The organism is Pseudarthrobacter sp. GQ63 (genome assembly GCF_059758765.1).
The window spans coordinates 89,188-102,231 of sequence record NZ_JCAXEF010000003.1 but is presented as its reverse complement, the minus strand read 5'-3'; the positions used below and the strand labels follow the sequence as shown (position 1 = coordinate 102,231).

The 13,044-nt window shown below is 65.3% G+C and carries 13 protein-coding genes; 3 read left to right on the top strand and 10 right to left on the bottom strand.

Going from position 1 to position 13,044, the window contains the following annotated elements:
• Positions 1–70: 70 nt before the first annotated feature.
• The 3 genes from trxB (at position 71) to AC6CHP_RS07705 (ending at position 3,122) form a co-directional block, all read left to right on the top strand.
• The gene (trxB, locus tag AC6CHP_RS07715; protein ID WP_377193067.1) at positions 71–1,048 is read left to right on the top strand and encodes a thioredoxin-disulfide reductase; all 978 of its coding nucleotides are present in this window, start codon (positions 71–73) and stop codon (positions 1,046–1,048) included.
• A 225-nt stretch (positions 1,049–1,273) separates the two neighbouring features.
• Entirely contained in the window at positions 1,274–2,650 is a 1,377-nt protein-coding gene (locus tag AC6CHP_RS07710; RefSeq protein WP_498228963.1) for an FAD-dependent oxidoreductase, read from the top strand.
• A 31-nt stretch (positions 2,651–2,681) separates the two neighbouring features.
• A complete protein-coding gene (locus AC6CHP_RS07705) occupies positions 2,682–3,122 on the top strand; it encodes an arsenate-mycothiol transferase ArsC (RefSeq protein ID WP_498228961.1) in 441 nt (146 codons plus the stop codon).
• A 49-nt stretch (positions 3,123–3,171) separates the two neighbouring features.
• On the opposite strand, the gene AC6CHP_RS07700 is transcribed toward AC6CHP_RS07705, so the two are convergent.
• The 10 genes from AC6CHP_RS07700 to dnaK all read right to left on the bottom strand — a co-directional run bounded on the left by AC6CHP_RS07700 (position 3,172) and on the right by dnaK (position 12,967).
• Complete coding sequence (locus AC6CHP_RS07700; protein ID WP_427116217.1) at positions 3,172–3,558, bottom strand: hypothetical protein; 387 nt, start codon at positions 3,556–3,558, stop codon at positions 3,172–3,174.
• Positions 3,559–3,740: 182 nt separating this feature from the next.
• Entirely contained in the window at positions 3,741–4,433 is a 693-nt protein-coding gene (gene urtE, locus AC6CHP_RS07695; protein ID WP_498228959.1) for an urea ABC transporter ATP-binding subunit UrtE, read from the bottom strand.
• Positions 4,426–5,235, bottom strand: coding sequence for an urea ABC transporter ATP-binding protein UrtD (gene urtD / locus AC6CHP_RS07690; protein WP_498228957.1), 810 nt, complete (start codon positions 5,233–5,235; stop codon positions 4,426–4,428). Before urtD ends, urtE begins: the two co-directional genes overlap by 8 nt.
• The gene (gene urtC, locus AC6CHP_RS07685; RefSeq protein WP_498228955.1) at positions 5,232–6,392 is read right to left on the bottom strand and encodes an urea ABC transporter permease subunit UrtC; all 1,161 of its coding nucleotides are present in this window, start codon (positions 6,390–6,392) and stop codon (positions 5,232–5,234) included. The genes urtD and urtC overlap by 4 nt, the downstream gene beginning before the upstream one ends.
• The gene (gene urtB, locus AC6CHP_RS07680) at positions 6,389–7,273 is read right to left on the bottom strand and encodes an urea ABC transporter permease subunit UrtB (RefSeq protein WP_188731060.1); all 885 of its coding nucleotides are present in this window, start codon (positions 7,271–7,273) and stop codon (positions 6,389–6,391) included. Before urtB ends, urtC begins: the two co-directional genes overlap by 4 nt.
• 34 nt (positions 7,274–7,307) lie before the next feature.
• Complete coding sequence (urtA, locus tag AC6CHP_RS07675) at positions 7,308–8,573, bottom strand: urea ABC transporter substrate-binding protein (protein ID WP_377192931.1); 1,266 nt, start codon at positions 8,571–8,573, stop codon at positions 7,308–7,310.
• 319 nt (positions 8,574–8,892) lie between these two features.
• Positions 8,893–9,318, bottom strand: a complete 426-nt coding sequence (locus AC6CHP_RS07670) for a heat shock protein transcriptional repressor HspR (RefSeq protein WP_066279799.1) — start codon at positions 9,316–9,318, stop codon at positions 8,893–8,895.
• A gap of 15 nt (positions 9,319–9,333) precedes the next feature.
• Positions 9,334–10,305: a DnaJ C-terminal domain-containing protein gene (locus AC6CHP_RS07665; protein WP_188731058.1), complete on the bottom strand. Its 972-nt coding sequence runs from the start codon at positions 10,303–10,305 to the stop codon at positions 9,334–9,336.
• A gap of 77 nt (positions 10,306–10,382) precedes the next feature.
• Positions 10,383–11,087 (bottom strand): nucleotide exchange factor GrpE, encoded by a 705-nt coding sequence (locus tag AC6CHP_RS07660; RefSeq protein WP_498228951.1) that lies wholly within the window; start codon positions 11,085–11,087, stop codon positions 10,383–10,385.
• A 2-nt stretch (positions 11,088–11,089) separates the two neighbouring features.
• Complete coding sequence (gene dnaK, locus AC6CHP_RS07655; protein WP_377192933.1) at positions 11,090–12,967, bottom strand: molecular chaperone DnaK; 1,878 nt, start codon at positions 12,965–12,967, stop codon at positions 11,090–11,092.
• Positions 12,968–13,044: the final 77 nt, after the last annotated feature.

Below are 13,044 nucleotides of genomic sequence, written 5' to 3'. Positions count from 1 at the left end.
CCAAGATTCCGGACCCCAGGAGATTCCCGTGAGCGAGACCGCGAACGCAGAGAGCGTCAAGGCAGAGACCGTGACCACAGAACAGCTGATCATCATCGGTTCCGGCCCTGCCGGCTACACCGCCGCCATCTACGCCGCCCGCGCCGGGCTGGAGCCCCTGGTCCTGGCCGGCTCGGTCACCGCCGGCGGGGCACTGATGAACACCACGGAAGTAGAGAACTTCCCCGGCTTCCCGGGCGGTATCCAGGGCCCCGAACTGATGGACGGGCTGCAGCAGCAGGCGGAAAAGTTCGGCGCAAAGGTAGTGTTCGACGACGTCACGGAGGTTGCGCTGTCAGGCCACCTCAAGCGCGTGGTCACCGGCGGCGGCGACGTGCACGAGGCGCCCGCCGTCATCCTCGCCACGGGTTCCGCCTACAAGGAGCTCGGACTGCCGGAGGAGAAGAAGCTCAGCGGCCACGGTGTGTCCTGGTGCGCCACCTGCGACGGGTTCTTCTTCCGCGAGCAGGACATCATTGTGGTGGGCGGCGGGGATTCGGCCATGGAGGAGGCGATGTTCCTGACCCGGTTCGGCAAGTCCGTCACCGTCGTCGTCCGCAAGGGTGAACTGCGCGCCTCCCGCATCATGGCGCAGCGGGCCAAGGACAACCCCAAGATCAGCTTCGCGTGGAACTCGGCCATCACCGCCATCCACGGTGACAGCAAGGTCACCGGCGTCACGCTCACTGACACCCGCACCGGGGAAACGCGGGAACAGGCCGCCACGGGCATTTTCGTCGCGATCGGCCACGTGCCCCGCACCGAACTGGTGGCCGGGCAGGTGGACCTGGACGAGGAGGGGTACATCAAGGTGGACTCCCCCACCACGGTCACCAACCTCTCAGGCGTCTTTGCCTGCGGGGATGCCGTGGACCACCGCTACCGGCAGGCCATCACCGCCGCCGGCACCGGCTGCGCCGCTGCCCTCGACGCGGAACGCTACCTCGCAGCGCTCGAGGATGCGGACAGCATCGCCACCGCCCTGGTGGAAGAACCAACCCACGCCTAGAAGCACTCTCAAGGGAGGGGGTGAGCTGAATGCGTACAGGATGCTGCGGCGACTCCGGTTGCTGCGACAACGATTCCTGCACTGACCAGGACTGCTGCTAAACCCAGCACGCCCCCTCCCCCAACTAGGTAGCAGCAGGTGTCGTTATGAGCCCTCAAAACGACACCTACTGCTACCTAGTTGGGCCGCCCACCGCGCAAACCTACGGATGAAACAGAGGACACCATGGACGCAGCACAGAACCTTCCCGTTACCGTGATCGGCGCCGGACCCGTGGGCCTGGCCGCGGCGGCCCACCTGCTGGAGCGCGGCCTTGAGCCGCTCATCCTTGAGGCAGGCACGACGGCGGGAGCGGCCATTGACCAGTGGCGGCACATCCGCCTGTTCTCGCCTTGGCGGTTCAACCTCGATGCCGCCGCGGTGCGCCTGCTGGAATCCGCCGGATGGGAAGCCCCCCGCCCCACCGCGCTGCCGTACGGCGGGGAACTCGTGGACAACTACCTGGCACCGCTGGCTGGGCTGCCGGAGATTGCATCCCGGCTGCAGACCGGAGCCCGCGTGGTCGCCGTGACCCGGGCGGGGATGGACAAGACCCACACCCGCACCCGGGACACCACACCCTTCACCGTCCGGGTGGAGCACGCGGACGGTGAAACACGTGACCACACCGTTGCCGCCGTCATCGACGCGTCCGGAACCTGGTCCCGCCGCAACCCGTTGGGCACCTCCGGCCTTCCCGCCATCGGCGAAAACACTGCAGCGGACCGGATCTCCGCTCCGCTGCCGGACGTTACAGGCCGGGACCGGGCGGCGTTCGCCGGACGCCGCGTCCTGGTGGTGGGCGCTGGCCACTCCGCCGCCAACACGCTGACCAGCCTCGCCGACCTCACCAGGGAAGAGCCGGAGACCCGGATCCTCTGGACCGTCCGTGGCGCCTCGGCGGCGAAAGTCTACGGCGGCGGCGACGCCGACGGCCTTCCCGCCCGTGGGCAGCTCGGCGGCCGCGTCCGGCGCCTGGTGGAGGCAGGAAAAATCGAACTCCACACCGGCTTCGGCATCAGCTCATTGAAGTCCCTCGACTCCCATGTGACGGTGGAAGCCGCAGATGGCCGGACCCTTGAAGCCGACGTCGTGGTCCCCTGCACCGGTTTCCGCCCCGACCTGGACATCCTCCGCGAAATCCGGCTGGAACTCGATCCCGCGGTCGAGGCTCCCCGTGAGCTCGGCCCCCTGATCGACCCCGAATTCCACTCCTGCGGCACCGTCCCTCCACACGGTGCCAGGCTCCTCGCCCACCCGGACAAGGACTTCTATATCGTGGGCATGAAGTCCTACGGCCGGGCACCCACCTTCCTCCTCGCCACCGGGTACGAGCAGGTCCGCTCGGTGGTGGCCGCGCTGGCCGGGGACCGCGAGGCCGCCGACACCGTCCAGCTGGAGCTTCCCGAGACCGGCGTCTGCTCCACGGACGCGGGTAGCAGCTGCGACGTCCCGGCCGCAGCAACGGCAGCCGGGCCAGATGCCGGCTGCTGCTCAGCCCCCGAGCCCGTCCTGGTGGGCTTTCCCACCGGACTTTCCCACGGCCGCTCCGGCGGCAACTAGATCCCTGACCATCGACCTCCGGAGCAGCGCCATGTCCAACCCGAGCCACCAGGCACCCACGTCCAACAAACCCGCCGTCCTTTTTGTCTGCAGCAAGAACGGCGGCAAATCCCAGCTCGCCGCCGGCCTGATGAACCAGGTGGCCAACGGGAGCGTCACCGTGTACTCGGCCGGCACCACACCGGGAAAGTCCCTGAACCCCCAGGCCGTGGAGTCACTCACCGAGCTGGGCATCGACATCAGCGGCGAACACCCCAAGCCTGTTACCGGGGACGTCCTGGACGCCGTGGACGCGGTGATCGTGCTGGGGACGGAAGCGAAACTGGAGCCCCGCGAGGGTACCCGTTTCGATGTGTGGGAGACCGACGAGCCGTCGGAGCGCGGCATCGAGGGGATGGAGCGCATGCGCCTGGTGCGCGACGACATCAGGACCCGCGTCCTGAAGCTCTATGAAGAGCTGACTGCCGGCTAGCAGCAGAGCCTTCCGGCAGCCAGGGCCCGAGCGGCTGCAGCCTCCCGCGCTACCCCATCGCGGGTGCGGCGGCGGTCCGTCCGGCAAACTGGCGGCGTGCCCAGCGGGCCAGCTTCTTGCCCTTTCCCTTCCACCAGTTGTCCTCGTCCTTGTCGTGGTGCAGGCGGAAGATGATGGCCACCAGCACGAACATGCCCATGACCACGTCGATCCAGGACCACAGCACCAGGGCGATGAGTACCGTCAGGCCGTTGACGATGATGGACGGAATCGCGAGGGTGCGGAAGACAGTGCTGGCCAGGTAGCGCCGGTGGGACCTGGGGACGGACAATGCGCGCACCATGTCGAAGCAGACACACACCACAACTACCATCTGTCCGATGGCCAGCAGCATCTGGCCGGGAATCGAGCCGCTGAACGCTGCCACCGACTCCATCCCCGGGCTCACCGGCGCCCCTCAACGGCAGGGCGGCAAAAAATGAAACCACACATGGAAAAACCCCCAGAAACTTGGACCACTGCTGATGATCCAGCAGTGGTTCCATTGAAGTTTCCGGGGGCTCCGGTGGTCACGAGTAGTGGGTACTCTATTTCCGGCCGGCCCACAGTGTCCGGTACTCAAATAAGCATCGCCTTCCGGACGTCAGCCGCCGATCCGGCACCGCCAGCCCCTGAAGAGGAGACCCTTCCGGCTGAGAGGACGTAGTAGCAGTCCGCGGCCTGCAAGGCAAAGCCGATGTGCTGCTCCACCAGGAGGATACTCATTCCGTTGCGTTGGGACAGCTGGATAATGGTCGCTTCGATCTCGGCCACGATGTTGGGCTGGATGCCCTCGGTGGGTTCGTCAAGGATCAGCAGGCGCGGGTCTGTGATGAGTGCCCGGGCGATGGCAAGTTGCTGCCGCTGACCGCCCGAGAGCAGCCCCGCCCGCCGGGCCAGCAATGGCCGGAGCGCCGGAAACATGTCCAGGGCCTCAGCAACACGCTCGGCGCCGTTCCTGCGCCCGTCTGCTACGAGCTGCAGGTTTTCAATGACGGACAGCTGCCCGAACGACTGCTGGCCCTGCGGCACATAGGCCATTCCACGGTCCACCCGCCGGTGCGGGGGGAGCGCCGAGATGTCCTCGCCGTCAAGGCAGATGCGCCCCGCCATAGGTTTGAGAAGCCCGACGACGGCGCGCAGAAGCGTTGTCTTGCCGGCGCCGTTGTGCCCCAGGACAGAGACAACGGCACCGTCCGGGACGGTCAGGCTGACCCCGGAGATCACCTGGGTGCGGCCGTACCCGGTCTGCAGATTCTCAATCTCAAGCATCGGAGGCCTCCACTCCAGAGGACCCCAGATAGACATCCTGAACCTTCTTGTCAGCCTGCACCTGCGCCACGCTTCCTTCACTGAGAACCTTGCCCGCTGCGAGGACGGTGACCGACGTTGCGTACTCCCTGACGAAGTCCATGTCGTGTTCAACCACTACGGTGATTCGGCTGGCGGCGATCCGGCGCAGCAGCTCCCCGGTTTCCCCGCGCTCATCCTGGCTCATCCCCGCGATCGGCTCGTCCAGCAGGAGGACGTCCGAATTCTGGACCAGAAGCATCCCGATCTCCAGCCATTGCTTTTGTCCGTGGGCGAGGATACCCGCCATTTTCCCGGCCGCACCTTCGAGTCCAATGATCTCCAGCGCTTCTTCCACGGCCGCGTCCACGGTCTTGCGGCGCCGGAGCATTCGAAGCGGCCCGCGGCCGGAACCGGCAGCGATGTCCAGGTTTTGGAGGACGGAAAGGTTCTCGAACACGCTGGCGGTCTGAAACGTGCGCCCTACGCCCAGCCGGGCGACTTGATGCACCTTGCGTCCGAGAATCTCCGTGCCCGTGTGGTTCACTGATCCCGTGGCGGGGACCAGCCCTGTGATCGCATCGATCACGGTGGTCTTCCCGGCGCCGTTCGGACCGATCAGGAACCGCAGGTCGCCCTGGGTTACGTCCAGGCTGACCTTGTCCACGGCGAGGAATCCGTCAAAGTAAACGGACAGATCGCGGACTTCCAGGTACTTCGGCCGGCCATGGCGAAGCCCTCCGGCGCGCGGCTCACCGTCAGGGAGCAGGGTGGGCATGGTCATCTGCGGGCCTCCTCAGGCATGGCGGCTTCCTCTTCGGGTTTAGGTGGTGTTGCCAGGGACGCCGGCACCGGGGCAGCCGGCAGCGCCGGCGTTGATGCTGCCGTGCTGAGCTTGCCCCGCCTGCCGATCAGCGACGGCAACGAGGCCAGCCCGCCCGGCATGAAGCCGATGACCAGGATGAACAGCAGGCCCTGGAAGTACACCCAGAAGGAGGGAAAGGTAGAGGACAGGGCGGACTGGGCGGCGGCGACGCTCACGGCACCAAGCACCGGTCCGAGGAGCGTGGCCCTGCCGCCGATTGCCACGCCGATGAGGAATGCGATGGAAGGAATCACGCCTACATCTGCCGGGGAGATGATGCCGACGAGCGGTACGAACAACGCGCCCGCAATGCCCGCCAGGACAGCGGCAACCACGTAGGTGACCGTTTTGATGGTGGCCGGGTCATAGCCCAAGAAGCGGACACGTTCCTCCTGGTCCCGGACTGCAACGAGCAACTCCCCGAACCTGCTGTGCATAAGTTGCCGTGCAAGGGCAATGGACAGCAGAAGGACAATTGCCGCGATCAGGTACAGCATTACCTTGTTGTTCGGGTCCTTCAGGTCAAAGCCGAAAAACGACCGGAACCCGCTGAGCCCGTTTGAACCACCGGTGGTGGCTTGCTGGCCGATCAGGAACACCGCGAAAGCGGCCGCCAGGGCCTGGCTGAGGATTGCGAAATAGGCGCCTTTGACGCGGCGCTTGAAGACTGCCAGGCCCAGGACGAGGGCTACGAGCCCCGGTACCAGCACCACCGCCATCAGCGTCACAACGGGACTCCGGAACGGTTCCCACCAGCCCGGCACCTCGCCGCTGCCGTACAGGGACATGAAGTCCGGCACTCCGGACCCGCCGAAGAGCGAAGCGTCTGCGAGCTTCATGTGCATGGCCATGATGTAGGCGCCAAGCCCGAAAAACACCCCCTGGCCCAGGGTCAGCATGCCGCCCCGTCCCCACGCCAGGCCTATCCCCACTGCCACGATCGCGAAGCAGAGGAACTTCCCCAGCAGGCCCAGGCTGAACACCGGAAGCACCGCGGGGGCAACTCCCAGCAGCAGGAGCGCGCCGAAAGTGAATCCGGCCGTGGTACCCAACCGTCCGCGCAGCAGGCCCATCATGCCAGGCTCCTCGTCTTGAGGCTGAAGATGCCCTGCGGCCGAAGCTGGAGGAACACCACGATCACTATCAGGATGAGGACCTTGCCAATGCTTGCTGTCGTCGAATACTCGAAGACGGACTGCAGCACTCCCAGGGCGAACGCCGCGATGACAGCCCCCTTGACCTGGCCTATGCCGCCGGCCACTACCACCAGGAAGGCATCCACAATGTAGCTGGTGCCGAGGTAGGGGCTGGTTGAACCTATGAGGGTAACGGCCACGCCGGCTACTCCGGCCAGGCCGGAGCCGATGAAGAACGTCAGCTGGTCGCTTCGCCGGGTTGAGATGCCGCTGGTTTCTGCCAGGTCCCTGTTCAGAACCACAGCCCGGATGCGGCGGCCCAGCGGCGTGCCCCTGAGGAGGAGGACCAGTCCGGCCAGGCACAACAGTGAGAGCGCCAGGATAAAGAGCCGGGTCAGCGGGATCGGCGCGCCCAGCACCTCGATATTTCCCTGCAGCCAGGCTGGTGCGCGCACATCAACGCTGGGTGCGCCGAAGATGTCCCGTGCAGCCTGCTGCAGGACGAGCGCCACCCCGAAGGTGACCAGGAGCGTGTCCAGGGGCCGGTGATACATGCGGCGCAACAGCACCGCTTCCAGAACCAGCCCCAGGACACCGCCCACCAGGAAACCCGCGGGAATGGAAACCAGCAGTGATACGCCGGCATCGGCGATGGCCTGCTGGACCACGAAGGCCGTGTAGGCCCCGGCCATCATGAACTCGCCGTGGGCCATGTTGATGACCCCCATCTGGCCGAACGTCAGCGACAGTCCCAGTGCCGCGAGGAGCAACACGGAACCGAGGCTGAGCCCGGCGAACATCTGCCCTATCAGGAGTTCCATTCCAGCAGGCCTTTCTTCGCTATGTCCCCAGTTGCTACTTGGCCAGGTCCTTGGCCCAGTCGTAGGTGGCCAGGAACGGATCCGGTTCAACGGCCTCGGGCGAGGACCAGACCGTGTCGATGAGGCCCTCAGAATTGATCTTTCCGATCCGGGGGGTCTTGGTGATGTGGTTGTTCTCCCCGTTTACCGTCACAAGGCCTTCGGGTGCTTCGAAGGTGACGCCGTCCGCCGCAGCCTGCACCTGGTCCACCTCAAATGACCCGGCCTTCTCCACCATGGCTTTCCAGAGGTACAGCGAGGTGTAAGCAGCCTCCATGGGGTCACTCGTCACCCGCTCAGCGCCGAACTTCGCTTTGAAGGCGGCGACGAATTTTTTGTTGGCCGGGGTGTCCAGGGTCTGGTAGTAGTCCCAGGCGGTCAGCTGCCCTTCCACATTGTCCAGGCCGACGCCGGGGACTTCCTCCTCGGCAATGGAAACCGAGACGACCGGCATGGTGTCGGCTGTCAGGCCAACGCTCTTGTACTGGCGGAAGAACGCCACATTGCTGTCGCCATTGAGGGTATTGAAGACTGCATCGGCCTTCGAATCCCGGACTTTGTTGACAATGGTGGAAAATTCCGTGGAGCCAAGCGGGGTGTACTCTTCCCCAAGGATTTCGATGCCCTTGGCGGCGGCATAGGCCTGGATGATCTTGTTGGCCGTCCGCGGGAAGACGTAATCGCTGCCTACGAGGAAAAGCGACGTTGTTCCCTGCTCGGCCAGGTAGTCAAGGGCCGGAATGATCTGCTGGTTGGTGGTGGCCCCGGTGTAGAAGATGTTCTTCGATGACTCCAGGCCTTCATACTGCACCGGATAGAACAGCAGTGCGTCGTTGGCTTCGAAGACGGGAAGCATGGCCTTGCGGCTTGACGAGGTCCAGCCGCCGAATACGGCCGCGGTGCAATCCTGCTGGATCAGTTTTCCGGCGCGCTCGGCAAACTTCGTCGGTTCGCTGGCGCCATCCTCACTGACCACTTGGAGCTGTTTGCCCAGGACGCCGCCGGACGCGTTTATTTCCTCGGCAGCCAGGGTCAGGGAGTCGAACACTGTGCTCTCGCTGATGGCCATGGTGCCGGACAAGGAATTGATGAAGCCCACTTTGATGCTGTCGCCCGACGTGTCCACACAGGACGTGCCGGTGCTGGCTGTGGAGCCCGCGGATGCCGGATCCGCAATTTGACTGCCGCAGCCCGCCAAAGCTGTGGCCACGGCGGCCGCCGCAAGGGGAAGGAAAACGCGCTTGTGAACCGAAACCTTCATGTGTACCTGCTTCTCACTCCGCCGCTGCCTGGGGCAGCGGCTCGCCTCCGAGGTCCCGGGAAGAGACCCCTTGCGATGAATGTAGGAGCGGATTGTTTCGGTTTCGCGGCGGTTAGTTTCTGAACCGTTTCGTCCCGGCTCATGGTGGCCGCCAGATGCAGGGTGTCTGCGGGAAAAGCGGCCTGATTGCAGGGAAGGGATGGAATGAAAGTTAACGTGGGGGAAACGTTCCGGGCCGTAATCTTGGCCCGCTGGGCGGACATAAACCAGCGGACCGTTGATGGCCAGGGTCCACCGGCGGTTCCTTCAGGCGCAGTACCTACCTGCCGATGGCACGCGGCCGCCACAGCACCACGGCCTGGGACCGCGGGCGCGGGCGCTGGCCTCGCGCCAGGCTCACCACGTCGCCGGCAGCGCCCGCCGCGAAGATCCGGGCGTCCAGCGGCTGCCGCCGCCGGCCAAGTTCCTCGGTCAGTTCCGAGACCCTGCTCTGCAGGGCGGCCACCTGGTTCTCCAGTTCCAGGATCCGCTTGATTCCTTCCAGCGAGACGCCTTCCTGCGACAACCGCTGCACTTCACGGAGCATGTTGATATCCCGCTGCGAGTAGCGGCGGGACTTGCCGGGCGCACGGCTGGGCGAGACGATGCCCAGCCGGTCGTACTGCCGGAGCGTCTGGGGGTGCATGTCCGCGAGTTCAGCCGCGACCGAAATCACGAAGATAGGCTGGTCAGCACTGACGTCCACAGCACACCTCCCCTGCTACAACCGGGCCTTGGCGGCCAGGCCCTCACGGACATCGGCTCCGGCCGTGGCCTCGGCAAACGCCTTGACCGCGGCTTCGGCTTCCTTGTTCAGGTTCTTGGGAACGGCGACGTCGATGGTCACCAGCAGGTCGCCGGTTCCCTTGGACGTCTTCACGCCTTTGCCCTTGACCCGCAGGGTGCGGCCCGACGGCGTACCGGCCGGCACACGGACCCGCACCTTTTCTCCGTCGATGGTGGGCACCTCGATGTCCGCTCCCAAAGCAGCCTCGGGGAAGGTGACGGGGACGTGGATGCGGAGGTTGTCGCCGTCGCGCGTGTAGAACGCATGCGGCTGGACGGCGACGGACACCACCAGGTCTCCGTAACCGGCGGCGCCAGGCTGGCCTTTCCCCCGGACGCGGACCTTCTGGCCGTCCTTGATGCCGGCGGGCACCCGGACGTCGATCACTTCGCCGCTGGGTTCCCGCAAGCCGATGGTGGTGCCGCGGATGGCTCCGGCGAAGGAAATGCTCGTGGAGGCCGTGCGGTCCGCGCCCTTCTGCGGGGTCCGCTGGAATCCGGTCTGGCCGAAGCCGCCGCCGAAGAGGTCAGCGAACTCCGGCGGGATGCCGCCCGCGGAGGGGTTGAACCCGCCCGCGTGCCGGCCGGTGTTGCCCGTGAACAGGCCACCGAACATGTCCTCGAACCCGGCGCTGCCCGCCCCGGCTCCGCCCGGCGCGAACCGGGCGCCGCCGCCCATGGCCCGGATGGCGTCATACTGCTGGCGCTCATCGGGATCCGAGAGCACGGAATAGGCCTCGGAGATGTCCTTGAACTTCTTCTCCGAAGCAGCGTTCCCCGCATTCGTGTCCGGGTGGTGCTGCCTGGCGAGCTTCCGGTATGCCTTCTTGATGTCGGCGTCGGAAGCGTCCTTGGCGATACCAAGGATCGCGTAAAAGTCCTTGTCCACCCAATCCTGGCTAGCCAATGGCGTTTCCTTTCAAAAGTTATGGGTCGGTGGTTGAGCCAACCGGAAACTGGCCGGCTCAACCACCGAAAGTAATGCTACGCAGGTACTGCGACGATGACCTGTGCTGCCCGGAGGACGCGTTCGCCTGACTTGTAGCCTGAGCGGAGCACCTGGCTGACGGTGTCAACCTCGATGTCCTCGCCGGGCTGCTGGATCAGGGCCTCGTGGATCGTGGGATCGAACTCCACGCCGGTCTCGTCGATGCGGACCAGGCCGTACGTCTTCAGTGCGTTCTCCAGCTTGGTGGCGATCGCGGCAAACGGTCCGTCGGTCAGGTCGCCGTGCTGGCGGGCTGCGTCGACGTCGTCCAGTACCGGAAGCAGGGAGTTCAGGACGCCGATGACGGCCATTTCCCCTGCCACGGCGCGGTCGCGTTCAACGCGCTTGCGGTAGTTGACGTACTCGGCCTGCAGCCGGAGGAGGTCGTTCCGCAGCTCGGCCGCCTCAGCGTTGGCCGAACCCGTTCCAGCGGCACCCTGCGCCACGGATTCTTCCGCCGGCACCTCGACGCCGTTGAGGATCTCCTCAGCCTGGGCCAGGGCGTCGCCGTCGGAATCCGTGCCGGAAGCCGCACCTGCACCGTGGGAGCTGCTGCCCCCTTCAGGGTGCCGGGCCTGCCCGGTCACCGGGTCAACCTTGCGGTTGTCCCGGATGACCGGCTCATGGCTGTCACCCTTCTGGCCCGCGCGGTCGTGGTCGGTGGAAGTGTTGTGTTCTTCCTCGTTACCGTGATGGGGCATGGCTACTTCTTCGCTTCGTCTTCGTCGATGATCTCGGCGTCAACGATGTCCTCGTCGCCAGCTTTGTCACCGGCAGCTGATCCCGCAGCGCCTTCAGCACCTGCAGCGCCGGTGGCACCGTCCGGTGAACCGGCCTGGGCGTAGATGGCCTCGCCCAGCTTGCCCTGGGAAGCCTGGAGCTTCTCGAAGGCGGCCTTCACGGCGGCGTCGTCGGTGCCTTCGAGTGCCTTCTTGAGGTCGTCGACGTCGGCCTGGACCTCGGTCTTGACCTCTTCAGGCAGCTTGTCGGCGTTGTCCGCGATCAGCTTGTCCACGGAATAGGCGAGCTGCTCGGCGGTGTTGCGGGTGTCGGTTGCCTCGCGGCGGGCCTTGTCCTCGGCTGCGTGCTCCTCGGCATCCTTGACCATGCGGTCGATGTCTTCCTTGGAGAGGCTGGAACCGCCGGTGATGGTCATGGACTGTTCCTTGCCCGTGCCCTTGTCCTTCGCGGAGACATGGACGATGCCGTTGGCGTCGATGTCGAAGGTGACCTCAACCTGCGGGACGCCGCGCGGAGCCGGAGCGATACCGGTCAGCTCGAATGTGCCCAGCGGCTTGTTGTCGCGGGTGAATTCGCGCTCGCCCTGGAAGACCTGGATGGCCACGGACGGCTGGTTGTCGTCAGCCGTGGTGAAGGTCTCGGACCGCTTGGTGGGGATGGCCGTGTTGCGCTCGATCAGGTGCGTCATCACACCGCCCTTGGTTTCGATGCCGAGGGACAGCGGGGTGACGTCGATCAGGAGGACGTCCTTGCGCTCGCCCTTCAGGACACCGGCCTGCAGGGCTGCGCCAACAGCCACAACCTCGTCCGGGTTCACGCCCTTGTTCGGCTCCTTGCCGCCTGCCAGTTCCTTGACCAGCTCGGAGACAGCGGGCATGCGGGTGGAACCGCCCACCAGCACGATGTGGTCGATGTCGGAGAGCTTGATGCCGGCTTCCTTGATGACGTCGTGGAACGGCTTCTTGGTGCGCTCCAGCAGGTCCTTGGTGAGGTCCTGGAACTTGGCGCGGGTCAGCTGCTCGTCCAGGTGAACCGGGCCGTCGGGGGTGACGGACAGGTACTGGAGGGAGACGTTGGTGCTGGTGGAGGAAGAGAGTTCCTTCTTGGCCTGCTCGGCGGCTTCGCGGAGGCGCTGGAGGGCGATCTTGTCCTTGGACAGGTCCATGCCCTTGACCCTGAGCTGGTTGAGCAGGTAGTCAACGACGCGCTGGTCCCAGTCGTCGCCGCCCAGGCGGTTGTCACCGGCGGTGGCGCGGACCTGGATGGTGGAGAAGTTGTCTTCGTCCTTGCCGACTTCCAGCAGGGAGACGTCGAAGGTGCCGCCGCCGAGGTCGAAGACCAGGATGAGTTCGTCTTCCTTGCCCTTGTCCAGGCCGTAGGCCAGCGCTGCCGCGGTGGGCTCGTTGACGATGCGCAGGACGTTCAGGCCTGCAATCTCGCCGGCTTCCTTGGTTGCCTGGCGCTCGGCGTCGTTGAAGTACGCCGGAACGGTGATCACAGCGTCGGTGACCTTTTCACCCAGGTAGGACTCGGCGTCGTTCTTCAGCTTCATGAGGATACGCGCGGAGATTTCCTGCGGGGTGTACTTCTTCTCGTCAATGTTGACGGTCCAGTCCGTACCCATGTGGCGCTTGACCGAAGCGATGGTGCGATCGATGTTGTTGACGGCCTGGCGCTTGGCGATTTCACCCACCAGGACTTCGCCGGACTTGGAGAACGCAACGACGGACGGCGTGGTGCGGCCACCCTCGGCGTTGGCAATAACGGTGGGCTCGCCACCTTCGAGAACGGAGACGACGGAGTTGGTGGTTCCGAGGTCGATACCTACTGCACGTGACATGTGTTGCTTCCTTCTTTCCTTGGAAACTGGTTGGCGCCCGCTATTGAGCGTTCTGCACTCAACTTTACTCAGGGCGC